17 protein-coding genes and 2 pseudogenes are annotated in these 18,440 nt (G+C 71.5%); 7 read left to right on the forward strand and 12 right to left on the reverse strand.

Features of this window, described 5'->3' with window-relative positions; all coding sequences use genetic code 11:
• Window positions 1-19: 19 nt before the first annotated feature.
• From KCH48_RS09275 to KCH48_RS09300, 6 genes and pseudogenes are all read right to left on the reverse strand, one after another.
• Window positions 20-238 (reverse strand): annotated as a pseudogene (locus tag KCH48_RS09275) (ADP-ribosylglycohydrolase family protein); the annotation flags it as partial.
• Window positions 239-851: pseudogene (locus KCH48_RS09280) on the reverse strand (phytanoyl-CoA dioxygenase family protein); the annotation flags it as partial. It abuts the pseudogene before it with no gap.
• 10 nt (window positions 852-861) lie between these two features.
• The gene (locus KCH48_RS09285; RefSeq protein WP_210572258.1) at window positions 862-1,224 is read right to left on the reverse strand and encodes a flavin reductase family protein; all 363 of its coding nucleotides are present in this window, start codon (window positions 1,222-1,224) and stop codon (window positions 862-864) included.
• An 81-nt stretch (window positions 1,225-1,305) separates the two neighbouring features.
• Window positions 1,306-1,752: a cupin domain-containing protein gene (locus KCH48_RS09290; protein ID WP_210571924.1), complete on the reverse strand. Its 447-nt coding sequence runs from the start codon at window positions 1,750-1,752 to the stop codon at window positions 1,306-1,308.
• Between the two features lie 26 nt (window positions 1,753-1,778).
• A complete protein-coding gene (locus KCH48_RS09295; protein ID WP_210571925.1) occupies window positions 1,779-2,816 on the reverse strand; it encodes an NAD(P)-dependent oxidoreductase in 1,038 nt (345 codons plus the stop codon).
• A gap of 35 nt (window positions 2,817-2,851) precedes the next feature.
• Window positions 2,852-4,072, reverse strand: coding sequence for a class I SAM-dependent methyltransferase (locus KCH48_RS09300; protein ID WP_210571926.1), 1,221 nt, complete (start codon window positions 4,070-4,072; stop codon window positions 2,852-2,854).
• Window positions 4,073-4,393: 321 nt separating this feature from the next.
• Here KCH48_RS09300 and KCH48_RS09305 point away from each other — a divergent pair, with 321 nt between their 5' ends.
• The 5 genes from KCH48_RS09305 (at window position 4,394) to KCH48_RS09325 (ending at window position 9,126) form a co-directional block, all read left to right on the forward strand.
• On the forward strand, window positions 4,394-6,259 hold the full coding sequence (locus KCH48_RS09305; protein WP_210571927.1) for an AfsR/SARP family transcriptional regulator: 1,866 nt from the start codon (window positions 4,394-4,396) through the stop codon (window positions 6,257-6,259).
• Window positions 6,260-6,308: 49 nt separating this feature from the next.
• Window positions 6,309-6,518, forward strand: coding sequence for a hypothetical protein (locus KCH48_RS09310; RefSeq protein WP_210571928.1), 210 nt, complete (start codon window positions 6,309-6,311; stop codon window positions 6,516-6,518).
• Window positions 6,457-7,542: an MFS transporter gene (locus tag KCH48_RS09315; protein ID WP_210571930.1), complete on the forward strand. Its 1,086-nt coding sequence runs from the start codon at window positions 6,457-6,459 to the stop codon at window positions 7,540-7,542. The genes KCH48_RS09310 and KCH48_RS09315 overlap by 62 nt, the downstream gene beginning before the upstream one ends.
• A 68-nt stretch (window positions 7,543-7,610) precedes the next feature.
• The gene (locus KCH48_RS09320) at window positions 7,611-7,856 is read left to right on the forward strand and encodes a hypothetical protein (RefSeq protein ID WP_307840844.1); all 246 of its coding nucleotides are present in this window, start codon (window positions 7,611-7,613) and stop codon (window positions 7,854-7,856) included.
• A 211-nt stretch (window positions 7,857-8,067) separates the two neighbouring features.
• A complete protein-coding gene (locus KCH48_RS09325) occupies window positions 8,068-9,126 on the forward strand; it encodes a hypothetical protein (RefSeq protein WP_210571937.1) in 1,059 nt (352 codons plus the stop codon).
• Window positions 9,127-9,130: 4 nt separating this feature from the next.
• Here the strand turns inward: KCH48_RS09325 and KCH48_RS09330 are convergent, their stop codons facing one another.
• Together KCH48_RS09330 and KCH48_RS09335 are read right to left on the reverse strand one after the other, a co-directional pair.
• Window positions 9,131-10,054 carry a histidinol-phosphatase gene (locus tag KCH48_RS09330; protein WP_210571939.1) on the reverse strand — a complete coding sequence of 308 codons (924 nt, stop codon included), beginning with the start codon at window positions 10,052-10,054 and terminating at the stop codon, window positions 9,131-9,133.
• Window positions 10,047-10,406, reverse strand: a complete 360-nt coding sequence (locus tag KCH48_RS09335; protein ID WP_210571941.1) for a hypothetical protein — start codon at window positions 10,404-10,406, stop codon at window positions 10,047-10,049. The genes KCH48_RS09330 and KCH48_RS09335 overlap by 8 nt, the downstream gene beginning before the upstream one ends.
• Before the next feature lie 199 nt (window positions 10,407-10,605).
• Here KCH48_RS09335 and KCH48_RS09340 point away from each other — a divergent pair, with 199 nt between their 5' ends.
• On the forward strand, window positions 10,606-11,778 hold the full coding sequence (locus KCH48_RS09340) for a glycosyltransferase family 4 protein (protein ID WP_210571943.1): 1,173 nt from the start codon (window positions 10,606-10,608) through the stop codon (window positions 11,776-11,778).
• A gap of 5 nt (window positions 11,779-11,783) precedes the next feature.
• On the opposite strand, the gene KCH48_RS09345 is transcribed toward KCH48_RS09340, so the two are convergent.
• On the reverse strand, window positions 11,784-12,752 hold the full coding sequence (locus KCH48_RS09345) for an LLM class flavin-dependent oxidoreductase (protein ID WP_210571945.1): 969 nt from the start codon (window positions 12,750-12,752) through the stop codon (window positions 11,784-11,786).
• 134 nt (window positions 12,753-12,886) lie between these two features.
• On the opposite strand from KCH48_RS09345, the gene KCH48_RS09350 reads away from it, so the two are divergent.
• Window positions 12,887-13,744 carry a glycosyltransferase family 2 protein gene (locus KCH48_RS09350; RefSeq protein WP_210571948.1) on the forward strand — a complete coding sequence of 286 codons (858 nt, stop codon included), beginning with the start codon at window positions 12,887-12,889 and terminating at the stop codon, window positions 13,742-13,744.
• Between the two features lie 59 nt (window positions 13,745-13,803).
• On the opposite strand, the gene KCH48_RS09355 is transcribed toward KCH48_RS09350, so the two are convergent.
• Genes KCH48_RS09355 through KCH48_RS09365 form a run of 3 tightly spaced genes read right to left on the reverse strand, consistent with a single transcriptional unit; the run spans window position 13,804 to window position 18,437 of the window.
• Window positions 13,804-14,694, reverse strand: a complete 891-nt coding sequence (locus tag KCH48_RS09355) for a fructosamine kinase family protein (protein ID WP_307840845.1) — start codon at window positions 14,692-14,694, stop codon at window positions 13,804-13,806.
• Window positions 14,695-14,748: 54 nt separating this feature from the next.
• Window positions 14,749-16,536 carry an ABC transporter ATP-binding protein gene (locus KCH48_RS09360; protein WP_210571950.1) on the reverse strand — a complete coding sequence of 596 codons (1,788 nt, stop codon included), beginning with the start codon at window positions 16,534-16,536 and terminating at the stop codon, window positions 14,749-14,751.
• Window positions 16,536-18,437: an ABC transporter ATP-binding protein gene (locus KCH48_RS09365; protein WP_210571951.1), complete on the reverse strand. Its 1,902-nt coding sequence runs from the start codon at window positions 18,435-18,437 to the stop codon at window positions 16,536-16,538. Before KCH48_RS09365 ends, KCH48_RS09360 begins: the two co-directional genes overlap by 1 nt.
• Between the last annotated feature and the right edge of the window lie 3 nt (window positions 18,438-18,440).

Below are 18,440 nucleotides of genomic sequence, written 5' to 3' on the forward strand. Positions count from 1 at the left end.
GCCGCCCAGCCGGTGATCCTCACTCGCCGTCGGCCAACCGCACGGTCCGCTCCGCCAGTTCACTGATCCGTACCCCGTCGAAGCCGAACACCGCGCTGCGGACCGTGTCCTCCAGCGGGTCCTTCCACTGCTCCGGAATCGCGTCCGCCCCGGTCAGCACACCGGCCACCGAGCCGGCGGTCGCGCCGTTGGAATCGGTGTCCAGGCCGCCGCGGACGGTGAGGGTGATGGTGCGGGTGCCCGTTTCGACCGGCATGTCGCAGTGCGCGACGGCGCCTTGCAGGGTGAGTGACGGCGCGGCCCGGTGGACGTGGGCCGGGAACGCGGCGGCGCCCTCGTCGGAGAAGAAGCCGAAGTGGTAGTCGCGGTGCACGCGTTGGGCAGGCGCGCCCGGGTTGACGACGTTGACCTGCGAGGTGAGCTGGTAACGCCTCCGGGTCGTGCAGCGCCAGCTTCTCGACCGCGTTCCACACCCGGTCGTTGGTGCCTGGCCTGGCGTAGTGGTCACCCCTGGCCGAGCCCGCCGCACGCTGGTCCGCGATCAGCTCCTCAAACGCCTCGGTGACCCGGTCCACGACTGACGGATCGGGATAGGCGCGCTTGCAGGCGACGATGCCCGGCCCGTCCAGCAGCACGCGGACCAGCTCGGCCTGGATCTCGCGTCGCCCCGTCGGCGTACCCCCCCGTCGGCGCGGCAGTTCACCGTCGTACAGCGGGATGCCGTGGACGACGTCCGTGGCGGAAGGGACCTCCGCCGGATTCGTGGTGCGCTCCACATGGGCGCGGAAGTCGGCCAGATCGCAGTCGGACGGATTGAGCCAGGTCCGTGGACGGTCATGGATGGTGGGCATGGTGTTCCTCTCAGGGCATGACACCGGTCGTGGTGGCCGCCGGCACGGGAACCGGCCTGGTGAACGTGCGGTCGCAATAGGCAAGAGGGGGACGGTCACCGATGTGGGTGTCCTCCACGAGCCCGACGATGATGCTGTGGTCCCCGCCGGCGAGGATGTCGTATGTGCTGCAGGCGACTCGGGCCGCCGCCTCGTGCAGCCCCGGCAGCCCCTTCTCGCGCGGCTCGAACTCGCTGGTGGCCACTCTCTCGCCGCCCCGCGTGACGAAGTGCCGCGCCAGATGGGCGTGTTCGGCGGCCAGGACGTTGACCAGAAAGACGCCGGCCTGGGTGAAGGCCGTGTGCGACCCGGCGTCCCTGGCCAGGCACAGCAGGACGAGCGGGGGTCCTGCTCATGGTCTCTGTGAACATCCGGGCGGATACGGCATCTCACACGGTCCTTCCCCGGCTTCGGCTCATCGGCCGAGCCCGTATCGGGACAGGTCCAGCCGCTCGTTCAGCGGTGGCACCCGGACCACCTCGTCCTCGTATCGGCGGCCGGTGCGGTCGGCGTCGGAGAGGACCACGATCACCGAGTCCTCGAGGAAGACGGTGCAGTGAGCCCGGCCTCTCGGACTGACCACGGCGTCCTGGGCACCCATCTCCAGAGTGAACAGCTCGCCGTTCTCGTCCTCCTCGATGTACAACATCCGTCCGGACGCCACGTACATGAGATGGCTCTCGTTCGCGTGCCAGTGATTGCCGCGCACGGCCGTCCGGCGGGAATTGATCACCAGCACCCCGACCGTCGGGAAAGGCGGCAGGTTGATGATCTCGCCCCGGGCGTCCCGATACACGCCCTCCGGCGGCAGGATGCCCTCCTGGCCGGTGAAGAGGGAGCCGTTGTGCTGCTGCGATGCCATGGTTACCTCCGATTGCCCGTCAGGTTTCAGACGCGTACGCCGCGAGCGGCCTCGGTCGGCGTCCAGCGGAAGGACTGCGACATGGTCCCCTCACCGCACAGCCGTTGCAGCCACCGGCTCCGGTCGCTGCGCCCCCACCCGTCCCGCCACTCGTGCTGGCCGTCCACCTGGACGGCGTCCAGGGCGTCCTCCAGCTCCGTGATGCCGACCGGAACCGTCATCGACGGCCGCCACCCGGGGAAGGCCTGCCGGAAGGCGTCGAAACGTACGCGGTAGCTGCGGCGGTCGTCGTTCGTTCCGACGGCGCGCACCCGCGCCGTCGGGCGCCGCTGCCGCACAAGTTCCGCCACTTCACGGACCTCGTAGTTCTCATCCTCCCGGCCCACGTTGAACGCCTTGCCCTGCACGGTCGCCCCGTCCGCCGCGAGACACTCGGCGATGGCGGTCGCCGCGTCCCGCACGTGCAGCAGCGGGCGAGCGGCCCGGCCCTCCCCGTGGACGGAGACGGTGTCCCACCGCCAGGCGCAGCTCACCATGCGGTTGACCAGCAGGTCGCTGCGGAAAGAGGAACTGAGGCCGTAGAGCGTGGCGAAGCGCAGCGCCGTCGGACAGAAGGTCCCGCCGGACAGGCTGCGGATCGCCGCCTCGGCGTCGACCTTGCTGCGTGCATAGGCGGTGAGCGGATTGACGGCGGCGTTCTCGTCCAAGCCGTCGGCCGCCGCCGCTCCGTAGATGCTGCACGATGAGGCCAGCACCAGCCGCTCCACGCCCGTGCACCTGGCGACACGGGCCAGGTTTCCCGCCGCCCGCCCGTTGATCTCGTGCGTCGCACCTGCGTCGAGCGCGCCGCAGGCGTCGTTGCACAGCGCCGCCAGGTGGACGACCGCGTCGAAGCCCAGCAGGTCGTCGGGCCTGATGTCCCGGATGTCCCGCACGGCCGCGCCGCGTCCGACCGGGTCGAAGTACCCCGCGTCCCAGCCGGTGACCGAGTGGCCGCGGGCGCGCAGGACATTGGACAGGACCGAACCCAGGTAGCCCCGGCTTCCGGTTACCAGTACGCGCATGCCGTGGTCCTTCCGTGGTCCTTCCTTTGGGGGTGTCACGTGATGGTCAGCTCGGGCAGGGGCGCGACGAAGGCCCCGCCGAACCGGGCTTGCCGGCGCCGGATGTCGGAGGCGTAGTTCCAGGCGAAGAGCACGCAGTAGTCGACGTCCTCCTCCCGCAGCCGGGCGGTGTCACGGACCTCGATGCCGTCCCCCGGCGTGTAGAGACCGACCTTGCGCGCGTTGTCGTCCACGATCCATGGGATGTGCTCGCCGGCCCCCGACTGCGCCAGCAGGGTCACGGCGCGCGCCGAGGCGCCATACCCGCAGACCCGGCGGCCGAGGCGGGTGAGTCCGCCGATGACGTCGTTCAGACGGCTCGCCACCCTCTCAACCCGCGAGGGGAAGTCGGCCAGGAAGCTGCCGTCCGGTACACCGGCCGACGCCTCCTCGGTCAGCAGGTGTTCCACGGCGGCCGTCCGGGCGGGACGCGGCTGCCCGTCGCTGCGGCGCAGCCAGCAGCGCAGCGACCCGCCCTGTGTGGGGATCCGCTGCACGTCCACGACCGTCAGTCCGTGCTCCTCGGCCACCCGGGACAGCGCGTGCAGGGAGAAGTAGGACAGGTGCTCGTGGTAGACGAACTCGAACGCGCCCTGGCCGGCCATCGGCAGCACGTGCGCCACCTCGACCACGGCGTGACCGCCGGGCTCCAAAAGGATGCGGATTCCGTCCAGCACCCCGCGGACGTCGTCGACATGGGCGAGGACGTTATTGGCGACGACCACGTCCGCGCCGCCATGTTCCTGCCGCACCTTCTCGGCGACGGAGGCGTCGAAGAAGGCGGTCAGGCTCGGCAGCCCCCGGCGGGACGCCTCTTCGGTGAGGTCCGCGGCCGGATCGATGCCCAGCACGCGCATTCCCCTGTCCCGGAAGCAGCGCAGCAGCGTACCGTCGTTCGAGCCGATCTCGACCACGCGGTCGCCGGGTGCCAGACGACAGCGCCGGACGACGTCTGCGGCGAGTGCGGCGCAGTGGTCGAGGAGGGCGGGGACCGCTCCCGTCGCGTACCGGTACGCGGAGAACAGCTCCGCACGCGGTACCTCGTCGGCGAGCTGCACGTGGCCGCATCCCGCGCAGCGCGCGAGATCGAGTGGATATCGCTGCAACTCGCGGGCGTCCCGCGCGGAGCCGGTCAGGGCGTTCGCCGGCGGAGTGGGCCGGAAGGAGAAAACGGTTTCGAGTGAGGTGGCATCGCAGGTCAAGCAGCCGTTGCTCATGAGTCACCATCCGCGCCGTTCGGAGTGAAGGCTGGCCGTGGCAACACTGGTCGTAGCCGATATAGGCGGGCTACGGGATCCGTACACGCCGCCGAACACCAGGTCACAGCCCGCCGAGAGAGCGATTTCACGATGCACGGGCATGACACGTGTGAGGCTGGGTAGCCGGTGCAGCTGTACCCCTGCTCTACCTGTGCCCCTGCTCTACCTGTACCCCTGCTCTACCTGTCCCTGGCGGTTGCCCGTGGCAACCCCATCGCGCAGTGCGCGGGCCGGTGCCACGGCTCCGCCGATGGTTGTACGGCTACACAGGGAGAATGAGTGGATTTCCGACTGCTGGGCCCATTGGACGTTCAGAGCGCCGGTCGTTCGCTGCGACTGGGCGGCAGACGATCGCGGGCCCTCCTGGCTGTCCTGCTGCTACACCACGGCCGCACTGTTCCCCTCGACACGATCACCGGCGCGATCTGGCCGGGCGAGCCGCCCAACTCGGCGGTGGCCAACATTCGCACCTATGTGCACGAGTTACGTCGCCAACTGCACCGACTGGACGACGGCGCACAGCGTCTGACCAGCCATCCGGGCGGCTACCGATTACAGGTCCGGCCCGGCGAACTGGATGTGCTGAACTTCCGGGCGCTCGTCGGCGCGGGCGAACGAGCGGTCCGCAACGCCGATCACGACGGCGCGGCCGAGTGCTTCGGCCGGGCCCTGCGCATGTGGCGGGGAAGTCCCGCGGAGGGACTGGACGTGGGGCAGGCCCTCATGGCGAAGCTGACCGTCCTGGAGGAGGAACGGTGGTCTGCGGCCTCCGCCCTGGTCGACGCGCAACTCGCCCTGGGCCGCCATGAGCAGGTCATCCCTCGGCTGCGGGAGATACTCGTCGAGCGGCCGCTGTGCGAACGAACCTGGGGTCGCCTGATGATGGCGCTCAGCGGCGCCGGGCGCGCGGCCGAGGCTCTGGAGGTCTACCAGCAGGCCCGTCGCCGTCTGCTGGAGGAGCTGGCTGTGGAACCTGGCGGCGAGTTGCGCAGTGTGCACTCGGCCATCCTCAACGGCTCGGCCGGCCCGCTGCCTCTGTACGCTCCCGCCCCGGGCGCGGCACCGGCCCGCGCCATGGCTCCCGGCCCCTGCGACCTGCCCACCCGGCCCCCCGGCTTCGTCGGCCGCGAGAACGTTCTCGGGGAACTGCGCAGGATCGCGGCGTCCCAGAGCCACGCGGTCGCCGAGCGGGCCAACGCCACCGTTGTCTCCGTCTTCGGTCCCGCCGGGGTCGGCAAGACAGCCACCGTGGTGAACGCCGCCTACCAGATGCGTCACCTGTTCCCCGACGGCCAGCTCTTCGTGTCGTTCCGCAGCCCCAGCGGCGCTCCCCGCGCCACCAGCGAGGTCATGCTGGGACTCCTCGCCGCCCTCGGGATGCCGCAGTCGGCGATCCCGGTCGACGAGTACCAGCAGGCAGCGGTGTACCGGGCGATGGTCGCCGAGCGCGCCATGCTCATCGTGCTGGACGACGTGGTCGACGCGGTGCAGATCCGTCCCTTTCTTCCGGGTGCCGGACGCAGCATCGCCCTCATCACGAGTCGGCCACCGCTCGTGGAGCTCGACGTCCACGAGCGGTTCGCCCTGCCTCCGCTCAGCGACACCGAGTCCCTCCAGCTCCTCGCGGCGCTGGCCGGTCGGGGACAGGTCGACGCCGAACCCGAGGAGGCGGTCAGAGTCGTCGAGGCATGCGACCGGCTGCCGCTTGCCCTACGCATCATCGGCGCCCGGCTGACCGCGGGGACGCCAGCATCGTTGTCAGCGATGGCGCACCGCCTGGCGGACCACAGCCGACGGCTGGACGAGCTCGTCGTCGGCGACCTGTCCGTCCGCACCCGGCTCACAGAGAGTTACCGCACACTCGATCCGGTGGCCCGGTCAGCCTTCGAACGGCTCGCCTCGTCCGGCACCTCCCGCTTTTCGTCCAGCACACTCAGGACGGAGCTGGGTATTCCGGAGAGGACCGCCGATCGTGTCCTGGAGGAGCTGGTCCACCACCACTTCCTCGTTCCCGCGGACACCCCCGGCCTCGGACGGATCCACCGGATCCCGGAGCTGCTCCGCGCCTACGGCCTTGCCCTGCGGCGGCGGGAGACGGCGGCGGTCCCGGTCCGCGAGGCCGCGGACACAGCCCTGCTTGTGTGAGTCGGTCCGTCCCGGCCCTGGGGCCCGTCGTCCAGAGGAGCTGAGCCACGTGAACGAAACCAGTGCCAACTCCGCGCGGTGTCGTGCACCGGCCCCCTCCCGCGAGGCCGTGCGGGCCCGGGCCTCGGTCTGCCTGGTTTTCATGATCACGGGATCGGCCGTCGGAGGGTGGTCGGCGCGCGTCCCCGAGGTCCGGCATGCCGTCGGCATGGGGGAGGCCGCCTGGGGGCTGGCCAACACCGCTTCCACGGGCGGGTGATCTGGTCGCCCTGGCCCTGGTCACCGTACTGATCGGGCAGACGGGTATCCGCCGGATGAGCTGGGCGGGGGCCGCCCTCCTGCTGGTCAACGCCCCTCTGATGGCGTCGGCTTCCACTCCGGTGGCGCTGATCGCGGGCCTGGCGACCTGGGGGTTCGCCGCGAGCCTGCTGTCTGTCCCCATGAACGCCCAGGCGGTTGAGGTCGAACGGAGCTACGGCCGCCCCCTGCTGTCCGGCTTCCACGCCAGTTTCAGCATCGCCGTGCTGTGCGGAGGGCTGCTGGGCACCCTGGCCACCGCGCTGGGCGTCACCCCCGCGACGCAGATGGCCGTGACCAGTCTGGTGCTCGGCGCGTCTCTGGTGGTGACGGGCCGCTGGTTGCCCGATCAGCGGCCGGCCCCTCGCGACCGGGGCGCGGAAGGGCCGATGCCGCGCATCCGCCGACGGGTCACCCCGCGCCTGCTGCTGCTTGCCTTCATCGCCTTCCAGGCATCCTTCATCGAGGGGGCGGTGACACAGTGGAGCGCCATCTACGCCGCCGACTCCCTGGGACTCGCCTCCGCGTCGGCGGCCGCCGTGTACACCACATACGCCGTGGCCGTGGCGGTGATACGGCTGCGGGGCGACTGGCTGACCGAACGGCTCGGGCGGCGCAGGATGCTGCGCCTGTGCTCACTTGCGGCCGGGCTCGGTGCGGTGGCCGTCGTCGCCTGGCCGCACCCGGCCACAGCGTTCGGCGGGTTCGCGCTGCTGGGGCCGGGCATCGCCTGCGTCACCCCTACGGCCTTCGCGGTGGCAGGGAACCAGCCCGGGCTGACTGCGGGGGGAGGGAGTCTCGGTGGCGGTCGTCGGGCAGTGGCCCGGCTTTCTCCTTGCGCCCCCTGTGATCGGCGCGCCGGCCGGCAAGTGGAGTCTGCGCGCGGCCCTGGCGACGCTGCTCGTCGCGGTCCTGTGCGTGGCGCTCGCCGCCCGCGCGGTGCCGCAGTGAGCAGGGCTCAGGCCGTGGGTTCGGCAGGTGCGTGAGGCCGGAAGCGCCCGTAAGGCCGGTGCGGTCGGCAGGGTCCGCAGGGTTGGCTCCGTCAGGTCGGTGGGTGAACGGCGCACGTGGACCGGTGCGCCGTGGCCCTCACCTCCCGGCCGCCGTGGACGACCTGGTCCAGCTCATGGGCATGTTCCACGGCTATCTGCGCGACTCGCCCCTGGCGCTGGAACGTACGCTGCGGGATCTGCGTTCCGCTCCGCTGAACTACAGCAACGACCGGCTGCACGCGGCGGACGTGGCGCTGGTGCTGATGGACCAGGAAGTGCGCCACGTCGTGTCATCGCGACTCACGTGAGCACACCCGCATCACTTTTCCCAGAGGCTCCCTGAGGACGGCCGCTGTCCGGACACGGTGACCTGCCAGACAGTTTCGGTCGAGGCGCTGTCGTAGCCACGCCCTCACCGGCACGGTCCGAACCACGATAATCAGGAGGTCGTCCGGTGTCGTCCACTCTCGAAAGGCTGGACAGTTGCCCGAGCGGAACTGGCGGTTATCCATCGCGGTCATGACCCACGAGCGGCGGCGGGGCATGGCCGAGCGGCTGCGGGACGTTCACCCGCACCTCGACATCCGTGTCGTCTGCGACAGCGGTCCGCAGGGTGAGCGTGGCTCACTGCGGTCCGCCCGCAGGGCGTGGGCCGTGGCGGCGCCCTGGGCGACCCATCATCTGGTGCTGCAGGACGATGTCCGGTTGACCGGCAACTTCCTCGACGTCGTGGGCGAGTTGATCGAGCACCGCCCGGACGGTGTGTCCTCCCTCTTCGTCGAGTGGGGGTCCTGGACCGCCTCCGTGGCGCGCGTCGCGGCGCTCTGCGGGGCAGGCTGGGCCGAGGTCGTCGACAACTACGTGCCGACGCAGGCCGTCGTGATGCCGGTGGCCCTCGCGAAGGACGTCAGCGCCTGGTTCGAGGAGGCGCTGGGCAGGGGGGAGCCCGACGACGTCACGCTGCGCCGCTACCTGCGTTCGGCCGGCCTGACCCCGCAGGTCGCCGTGCCCAACGCGGTCGAGCACCGGGACGCCGCCAGCCTGACCGGCAACAGTCGTCACGGCATGCGCTGTGCCACCTGCTGGACCGCGGGAGCCACCTCCCTGTCCGGGGTCGACCTGCGGCGGTCGGTCACGGGCGTCGACGCGGTTCCCGTGCTGGCTTGGTGGGGCGAGCCGGGCGCCTACTTCCGGTTCCGCGACCCGACGGCGGACGAGGGCTGGCGCAAGGTGCCGGCCCTGGCGGCGCTCGCGGATCTCGGCTTCGACCCGGACCGCGTCCTGAGGCTCGCCGACGACGCCCTGAGCCGGGAGCCCCATGCGGAGCGCGCTCGGCGGCTGATCGGTGGACATCTGCTGGCGGAGCTGTGGCTCGCGGCGTACGGACTCGGCGTCTGTGCCGCCGCCGGGGCATCCCCGGCGGCGGAAGGCATGGAGACCCGGGTGGGGCGCCGCGCGATGGGCACCATGGCGCTGGGCGCGCTGCGCAACCGCGTACCGCGCCCCCTGTTCGCCACGGCCGCCGCGGTCCTGACGCCGGTGGTGCGCGGCGCCGTCCGCGTAGGGCTGGCCGCCTGACGGCTCACGCACCGTCCGGCGGCGGCCAGTCGCGGTCGTCGTCCGGGTCGGGCAGGGGCACGAGCTCCCGCCCACCCCCGGTGCCGAACCTCAGTCGGCTGCGGTATCCGGCGGCCCGGGCGTAGCGGACGAGAGTGCGGAACCGGTCCGCGGCCTGGTCCGGGTAGTGGGCGTCGCTGGCCAAGGTGATCGGCACGCCGCTCTGGTGGCACATCCGCAAAAGGGTCGGCGCCGGATACGGCTCCATCGCCTCGTACCGCAGACCCGCGCTGGAGACCTCGAACGCCACGCCCCCACGCCGCGCGGCGTCGACCACGCGGCGGTACAGGTCGACGGGCTCCTCCTCGCAGCGGTGACCGAACTTCTTCACCACATCGGGGTGGGCCAGCACCTGGACGATGCCGGACTCGGCGAGGTCCGCGACCAGCCGGAAGTAGTCCTCGTACGAACGCCGCACCCCGCGGCGCTCGAACTCGTCCGTCATCCCGTCGTGGTCCACGGCCCAGGAGCCGATCCAGTGCACGGACCCGATGAGATAGTCGAACGGGTACGAGGCAAGGATGTCGAGGATCTTCTCCATCCGGCCGGGCAGGAAGTCGACCTCGAGCCCGAGCAGCACCGGAAGCCCCCGGTCCCGGGCGCCCAGGACGGCTTCGGTGTAGCGGTCCAGCCGGAGATTCAGCTCGTCGTAGTAGTAGCGGCGGGACCGTTCGGAGAGATCGGCCGACTCGCCTGTGTTCCAGAACCCGGCGGCGACGTGCTCCAGGTCCACGAAGCGGTGCATGTGCTCGGTGAAGCCCACTTCGGTCGCGCCGCGCGACAGGGCCCGGTCCACGTACGCGTCGACGTGCCCCTTCGGATACACCCCCGGCGGCGGACTGTCCGGACGGGGCGTGTGCGGATGGAGATGGACGTGGTAGTCACCCATGCCGCTCGGCCGTCCTCCCGGCGAACCGCGCCTCGTACCGGTCGAGCGTCGCGGCGAACTCGGCGCCCGCGTCCAGCCCGGCCGCGTCCGCGAAGCCGAGCAGCGCGAACAGGACGTCGCCGAACTCCGACCGCACCTGGTCCGAGGGCGGGGCGCCGGCGGCTGAGGGCGCGTAACCGCAGTTCTTCAGATACGCGCCGGTCAACTCTCCCAGCTCGGCGCACGCGTCGAGCAGGGCGACGTCCGCGGTGATCGGCATGTTCGCGCGCCGGCGGAACGCACCGGTCAGCTCCTGGCACTCGGTGAGGGTCGCGCCGGCTGGCCCGCCGGCGGGAGACGCGTCGCTGATCATCGGTGGTGACCTCGCCTTCGGACGGGAAGGACATGGCGGAACACGCCGTTCGGCGGCCCGTACATCAGTACCACGTGGGCCCGGACGCGGTGATCCGAATATGCGAACCGGCTGATCGAAGGGCCCGGTGACTCGGCGTAGGGCCGGGGGAGAAGGGGCATGGATCGGTGCGGGATGTTGCTGGCGATAACGGAGTGACATGAGACTGTTGATGATCGCTTCCAGCTTCCACCCCACTATCGGGGGTGCGGAGACCTATGCGCACGTGATCTCGGAGGGGCTCGCCGATCGCGGTCACGACGTCATGCTGGTGACCGACGCGCCGCGGGAGGACCCGGCCGGGCGGGCAGTCGAGGGGGATCCGCGGGGGGTGACGGTCCGCCGGCTCACCGCGTACCGGGAACTGCTCGCGGACCCCAGCAAGGTGCTGTGGGAGCAGATGGCCTTCTCGCTGGCACCGGAACTGGCCGCCTGCGCCGAGGAGTTGCGGCCGGATCTGGTCTTCACCAACACGCTCGACGCCGCCCTGGCCGGCAAGTGGATCGCGGTGGACCGGGACATACCCTGGGTGGCGACCTTCCATGAGCACGAGCCGGAGGCGCAGCCCCTGGGCAGCGCCCGGCTGCGGGTCGTCCACGAGATACTTCGCCCCTCGCTCGTGCTGGCCTGCGCGGAGAACTACGCCGACCGCGCCCGCCGGCACGGATCGGCCGCTGTCACCCGGCTGATACCGCATGGGGTGGACACGGACAGATTCCGCCCCGACCGGGACACGGGCCAGATCCGCCGGCACTACGGTTACGGCCCGGACGACCTCGTCGTCGTCTGCGCCGCACAGCTCAAGCCGCGCAAGGGAATCCTGGAGCTCGTCCGGGCCTTCTCGCCGGTGCACGCCCGGCTGTCCCGCACCCGGCTGCTGATCGCGGGCGCCGTCAGTTCCTCCTCGGGCGACTATCCGGGAAAGCTGCGGGAGGAGATCGACCGGCTCGGGCTCGGTGAGGTGGTGCGCATCGACAGCGACGTGACGTACCACCGGATGCCGGACGTGCTGGCCCTGGCCGACGTCGTCGCCCAGCCCAGCACCGGGGAAGGGCTGAGCCTGGCCATGCTCGAGGCCATGAGCTCCGGACGGCCGCTGGTCACCTGTGACTTCCCGGGCATCGGCGAACTGGTACGGGACCGGCGGTCGGCCTTCCTCGTGCCGTCCCCGGATCCCGCCCACCTCGCCGAGGCCCTCGTCGAGCTGCTCTCCGACGAGTCGCTGCGCGGCCGCACCGGCGAGCTGGCCCGCGAGCAGGTGCTGACGCACTTCACGCTCCAGCGGATGGCCGAACAGACAGAGGAGGCTCTGCTCGCAGCCCTCGACCGGTAGGTGCCTCAGCCCCGCAGCCGGGCGGGCACCTCGCTCAGCCGCCTCAGCGCTTCGGCGCCGTCGACGGCCGCCACCTGCAGGGCCAGTACGTCGGGGGCGATCCCGTCGATGATGCCCCGGCACAGCTCCACCACCCGGGAGACGTCGTCGTAGCGGGGGAACCGCTGGAGGACGGCCTCGCGGCCCATCGCGTCGGCGTCCTCGCGCAGCCGGCGCGGGCTGCCCTCCCGGAGCCGGCGCGGGGTGCGCATACCGCGCCAGGGCCGCAGGGCCTCCCATGCCTCCGCGTCGTTGCGGGCGAAGACGAGGAAGCAGGTGAGGACGGTCCGCGGCGGCCGGCGGCCGACCGCCGCGGCGGCCTTCCGCGCCACGTCGACCACAGTCCGCCGCGTATGGCCGACGTCCTTCACCGACGAGATCACGCCGTCCGCCAGCCGCCCGGCGGCCTCGGCCGACCTCGGCCCCGACGCGGCCAGCAGCACGGGGACCGGCCCGGGGGGCGGACTGTGCAGCCTCATCGGCGACACGGTGTAGTACGGCCCGTCGGAGCTCACCTCGTCGCCCGCCAGCAGCGAATCCATCAGCCGCAGGGCCTCCTCGGTCCGCGCGAGCCGCTCGCGATACGGCGGCAGGGGCCCCCTCAGCGGCTGCTCGTTGACGGCTTGTCCCATACCGACGCCCAGCTCGAACCGGCCGCCGCAGATCCGCCCGACCGTCGCCGCCGCCTGCGCCGTGAGCACCGGATGCATCCGGAACAGCGGGCACACGGCCGCCGTCATCAGCGTCGCCGTCCGCGTGGACGCGGCCAGCGCGCCCAGGGTGACCCAGCTGAACCCAGCCGCTCCGCCGGAGTCCGTCCAGGGCTGGAGATGATCGGACACCAGGAGTGCGTCGAAGCCGGCCGATTCGGCGAGTATTCCCTGCTGTATCAGCGCTTCGGGCTGCCATTCCTCGTGCGCCAGAAACCATCCCATTCTGGTATTCGAGCTCATGCATCTCCTCACCGCACGGGCCGTCGCGGCGTACGGCACCACCTTGACAGAATGCCCGGACCGCCCGGAAAGTAATGGGTGTGACTTTACGCTTCGTTTCCGTTGTGGGTGGCGACATGTCTTTGCTGCCTTATTCATTGGGCCATTACCGGGAGCTGGGAGTCGAAAGCTTCCATGTGATACGCCACGTCGAAAGCCGTGCGGACCCGACGCTGGATCCTTCCGTGGAAGTGATGCGGGAGGCCGGGTACTGCTTCGCCGATGTCTGCGTGGCCCCGTGGCACGAGGATCTCAACGCCGCGCTCATCCGGAAACAGATGAGCGCCTGGCCGGACGACTGGTGGATCGTCGCCGACCTCGACGAATTCCATGTCTACGACAGATCGCTCGCCGAGGTCGCCGCCTACTGCGAGGAGCACGGATTCGACTTCGTGGAAGGCGCCTTTCTCGACCGGGTCAGCGCCGACGGCCGGCTCGCCGGGCCGCTGCCGTACGGCCGGGAGCCGCTGTGGCGCCAGTATCCGCTGGCCGGCCAGCTCACCGTCGGGCTGCTGGACGGCAGGCCGACCAAGGTGACGCTCGCCCGGGGCACCGTGGAACTCGATCTGGGCCAGCACTGCGCCTGGACGGGCAGGGGTGTTCCCGCCGAGGAGATCTACGCCCAGGTTCACCACTTCAAGTGGACCGCCTCCGCACGGCCCCGCCTGACCAGGCGGGTGGCGGCCTACTTGTCGGGGGAGTGGCGCCTGCTGCACCGGTCGATCGTCGGGGAGTCGCAGCGGTTCCTCGACCATCTCGAGAAGAACGGCGGCAGGATCGACGTGGGCGACCCCGGTTTCCGCTTCGCGCGCTGTTCCCTCGACTACGCGGACTACCCCGGCTGGGAGGGTACGGGGCCCGCGCTGCGCCGCCGTTTCCGCGCGTACGACGCCGCCCGCCGGGAGAAACGGCGTATCGCCGGGGCCCTGGAATAGGGCAGCGACCCGGTGCCGCCGGGCTTCCCTCGGCACGGAGTCCGGCGGCGGCACGCCGGTCACACCGTCGCCCGGCCACCGTCCCGCCGGAACGGGGCGATGATCTTCCGTACGGCTTCCGCGGCCCCCCAGTCGTCGTCGTCATGGGCGATGACGCTCAGGAGTTCCCGGAGATGGAACAGGTCCATCCGGTCCCGCCAGTCGCCGTCGATCCCGGTGATCTCCTCGTACACGGCGAAGAAGCGGTCCGAGGCGGGCGGGCGCGGGGAGCACCACAGCATGCTGAGGTCGATTTCCGGCCAGTTGTAGGACACGGCGGGGTCGATGAGCACGGGCGCGCCGTCGGCGGTGGCGACGATGTTCTCCTGCCACAGATCGCCGTGGGTCAGGCACGGGGGCCGGTCCGGCACGAGTTCGGGAAGGGTGGCGCAGAGCCGTTCCAGGGCCTGCCGCTCCGTGGCGTCGAAGGCCGCCTCGACCAGAGGTTCCGACAGCCAGCGCAGGATGCGCCGCTCCGCGAGGAACGCGTGACCGTCGCTGTCCCACGTGTTGTCCTGGCGCAGCCGGCCCAGCCAGCCCGGACGGTGCCAGCCGAACCGCTCGGCGGTCGTGGAGGTGTGCAGGGCGGCGATCGTGTGGGCGAGCCGTTCCCAGAAGCGCTCGTCGTCACGGCGTGGCTGCATCTTCTCCAGCACGAGCAGCCGGGGCGAGGCGCACAGCACCTCCGGCGTGATCGCCCCGCCGGTTTCGCGGAGCTCCGTCAGGCCGGCGGATTCGACGGGGAAAATGTCCCGGTCCGGCCCGAGAAGCGTTTTCGCGAATATCTGGGAATCGTCCTGGAGGGTTACCAGACCAGCAATTGCGACCACTCCACCGGTGGCTTTCTCCACCTCTCTGGCTGCGTATCCCGCTTCCTGGAGACGCTTGATGAGTATCTCTTCGTCAGACACCCGGACATCACATCATGTTTTTCCCGGACACACCAGGTTCCCGTTCGGCCACATTCATCGGTAGCCGCGGGCCTGAAGCGTGTACAGCTCCGCGTAGAGACCGCCGCGTCGCAGCAGTGCGGCGTGGTCCCCGGCTTCCGCTATCCGGCCGCCCTCGACCACGACGATGAGGTCGGCCATTCCCACCGTGGAGAAACGGTGGGAAACCAGCAGCGTGATCCCGCCGTCGGCCGCTGACCTTTCGGCCTGCGCGGCATACCGCCGGAAAAGGGCGTGTTCCGCCTCGGCGTCGAGGGCGGCGGCCGGTTCGTCCAGAACCAGCAGAAGCGGCCGGTCCCGCATGAACGCGCGCCCGAGCGCCAGTTTCTGCCACTGGCCGCCGGAGAGTTCCGCCCCGTCGGTGTAACTCCTGCCGAGCCGGGTGGCCAGACCCTCCGGCAACGCGTCGAGCACACCGGCCGCCCGCGCGCGTGCCAGAGCCGTCCGCACGGCCTTCTCGGAGCCGGCGCGATGCAGATCGCCCACGCCGACGGCCTGCCGGACCGTGAACTCGTACCGGACGAAATCCTGGAACGCGGCCGCCGTGCGGGCCCGCCACGCCTCGGGCGGTATCCGCCGGAGATCGACGCCGTCCACGAGGATGCTGCCGGCGGTCGGCCGGTAGAGCCCGCACAGCAGCTTGACGAGCGTCGACTTGCCCGCCCCGTTCTCGCCGACGACCGCGACCACGGATCCGGCCGGTAGGTGCAGGTCCGCGTCCCGCAGTGACGGCCTCGTGGCACCCGGGTACGCGAACGACAGCCCGCTCAGCGTGATGCCGTGCCGCAGCCGTCGCGGCACCGCCGCCGGGGCCGCGGCGGGCGGCGGCTCCGGTTCGGGTGCCTGCCGCAGCTCCCGCATCCGCCGGTCCACCCCTGTCAGCCGCTGCAGTTCGGGCACCAGCGCCACGGTCTGCGCCACCTGCGTGTTGGCCTGCGCGGCGAGTAGGACAACCAGCACCACATCGCCCACCGACTGCCGGCCGGCGACCGCCTGCCGCAGCATCAGCAGCACCGCCCCCACATAGCAGGCGGCGAACACCAGCTGGCCAAGGCCCCGCCATGCGGCGGCCCGGCGCTCCGCCCGCCACAGGATGCCGTCGGCCCGCCCCCACAGTTCCGCGTGGCTGCCGCGCACCTCCTGGTCCAGCCGGTAGGCGAGGAGTTCCTTGGCGGAGGAGGCGTCGGTCGCCAGGCGGACCAGATTGAGGGCGCGCCGGGTTGGTTCGGCAGCCCTGCCCCTGGCGTCGTCCATGAGCCGTTCGGCGCGCCGCCCCGCCAGCAGCGGCGGTACGGCGGCCAGCGGGAGCAGGAGCAGCAGCGGGTGCAGCAGGGCCAGCACGACGACCGTGAGCAGCAGCCCGCAGCCGAGACCGGCCAGGGACAGCAGCGCCTGCAGCGTGTTGCGGGTCTGCCCGACCTCGCGTTCCAGCACCCCGAACAGGTCGGCGCGGCGCGGGGTCTCGTGGCTGTCCAGGCCGGCGGTTCCGTTGGCGAGGACGATCAGCTCGTCGCTGTAGTGCAGCATGTTCAGCTCGGCGAGCTCGAAGTACGCGAGGTGTGCGAAGTGTCCGCAGGTGAGCGCGGCGATGAGCAGAACGGCGACCAGCACCCCCAGCGCCGTCGCCCGCCCCGCCGCGCCCTCCTGGGCCGCGTCGAACAGCCCGCGCAGCCCCAGCCCCGCCAGGGGCATCGCGACGCCGCCGGCCAGCATCAGCCCGAGCGCCGTCAGAGTCCTGGCACGGCTGTGCCGCCAGCACATCCTCAGCAGGTCCGCGCACGCCCGGTACAAACCGCCGCTCATCAGCGTGCTCCCGGCAGGGCCGACGGGGGGCGCTCCTCGGTGAACCGGTATGCCTGGAGCCGGAACAGCCGCGCGTACTCGCCGTCCGCGCGCATCAGTTCGCCGTGCGAGCCCTGCTCGCTCACCCTGCCGCCCGACAGGACAACGATGTGGTCGGCGTGCCGCACGGTGGCGAAGCGGTGGGAGATCAGCACCGTGGTCACCCCGGGGCGGACGAACTCCTGGTAGAACCTGGCTTCGGCGCGCACGTCCAGACTGGCGGTGGGCTCGTCGAGGACGAGGACCCCGGCGCCGTGCCGCAGCCGGAACAGGGCCCGGGCCAGCGCCAACCGTTGCCACTGCCCGCCGGACAGCTCGGTGCCGCCGGTCAGATGCCCGGCCAGCGGGGTGCCGAAGCCGCCGGGCAGCGCCTCCAGTACGTCCGCCACACCCGCTTCGGCCGCCGCGGTACGGACCTCCCTCCGCGCCCCGGCGGCGTCCTTGCGGTGGACGGCGCCGTAGCCCACGTTGTCGAAGGCGTCGGCCTCGTACCGGTTGAAGTCCTGGAAGACGACCGCGATCCGGGACCGCCAGAGCTCTGCCGGACAGTGCCCGAGCGGCGTGCCGTCCACGGTGATCCGGCCCTCGTCGGGCTCGTACAGCCGGGTGAGCAGCTTGATCAGCGTGGTCTTCCCGGCACCGTTGGCGCCGACGATCGCCGTGCACTTCCCGGCCTCGATCCTCAAGTCGAGGCCCTCGAAGACGCGCCGCTCCCGGCCGGGGTAGCCGAAGGAGACCTTGGAGAAGGCGATCTCCCGCCGGGGGGCGGGCGCCGGCGTCCGCGGCGTCTCCGGGGTGTCCGGCTGTGCCGGGTGACGGGCCACGCCCTCCTCGAACGCGGTCAGCGCGTCATGGGCGTTCATCCCGAGGATCGTCTGCATGTCGGACTCCGGATAGAACTCACCGAGCCGGACGCCGATCAGCACGGCCTGTGTCGCCAGCGCCAGCCCGGTGAGCGTGGCCCCGCCCGCTCCGGCTGCCGCGACCGCCGCCAGCACCGCTGCCGTGATCACCAGGCCGACGACGGTGTACCGCAGATGGGGCCACAGCAGCAGCCGGCGGCGCTCCGCCCAGGCCGGTGCCATCCACTCCAGGGCCACCACCCGGTGCCGGTCGCGCAGCCAGCCGGCCAGCCCGAAGACCCGGATCTCCTTGCCCGCCGCGGCGCGCGTGGCCAGATCCCGCAGATAACGTTCTTCCCGCCGGCGCCCCACGAGTGACGACCAACTCGCCATGTGGCCCCGCAGGCCGCGGCGGAGCGAGCGGCGCATCGCCAGCACGGCAACGCAGACCGCGAGCCCGGCAAGCCAGGAGAAGCAGAACCCGATGACCCCCACGCAGCCCGCCAGCTGCACCCACCGCGCCAGCAGATGCAGCAGACCGGCGCACGCCTTCCCGGGGCTGTCCACGCCGGTCTCCAGCTCCCGCCGCGCCTCGCTGAGCCGCTCCAGCAGCCGGGGATCCTCCAGCGGACCGATGCCCGGTCCGCGCAGTGAGGCCGCGATGAGCCGGTCGAAGAGCGCCCCGTCCACCCGTCTTGCGACGAGCTCACCCAGCGCCCCCTGCAACGGGGCGAGCACCTGCTGCGCGGTGAACGCGGCGGACGCCACCACGAACGCCGTCAGCACTCCCGACCACCGTGCCGAGCCGGTGCCCGCCGCCAGCGCGCCGGGCACCCGGCCCACCATCACACTGCTGCTGACCACGAACACCACGGGCAGTACGCCCAGCAGCACGTCGCAGGCGATCGTCGACGCCACCGGACCGCGTCCGGCCGCGGGCAGCAGCCCGGCGGTCTGCCGCAGCCCGGTCCGCTGCGCGGGGGACGCCGCCCGGCCGGAGCCGGTCAGGCGTTGCCCCATCGG

It is taken from the genome of Streptomyces sp. GESEQ-4 (genome assembly GCF_017948455.1).
Lineage (GTDB): Bacteria > Actinomycetota > Actinomycetes > Streptomycetales > Streptomycetaceae > Streptomyces.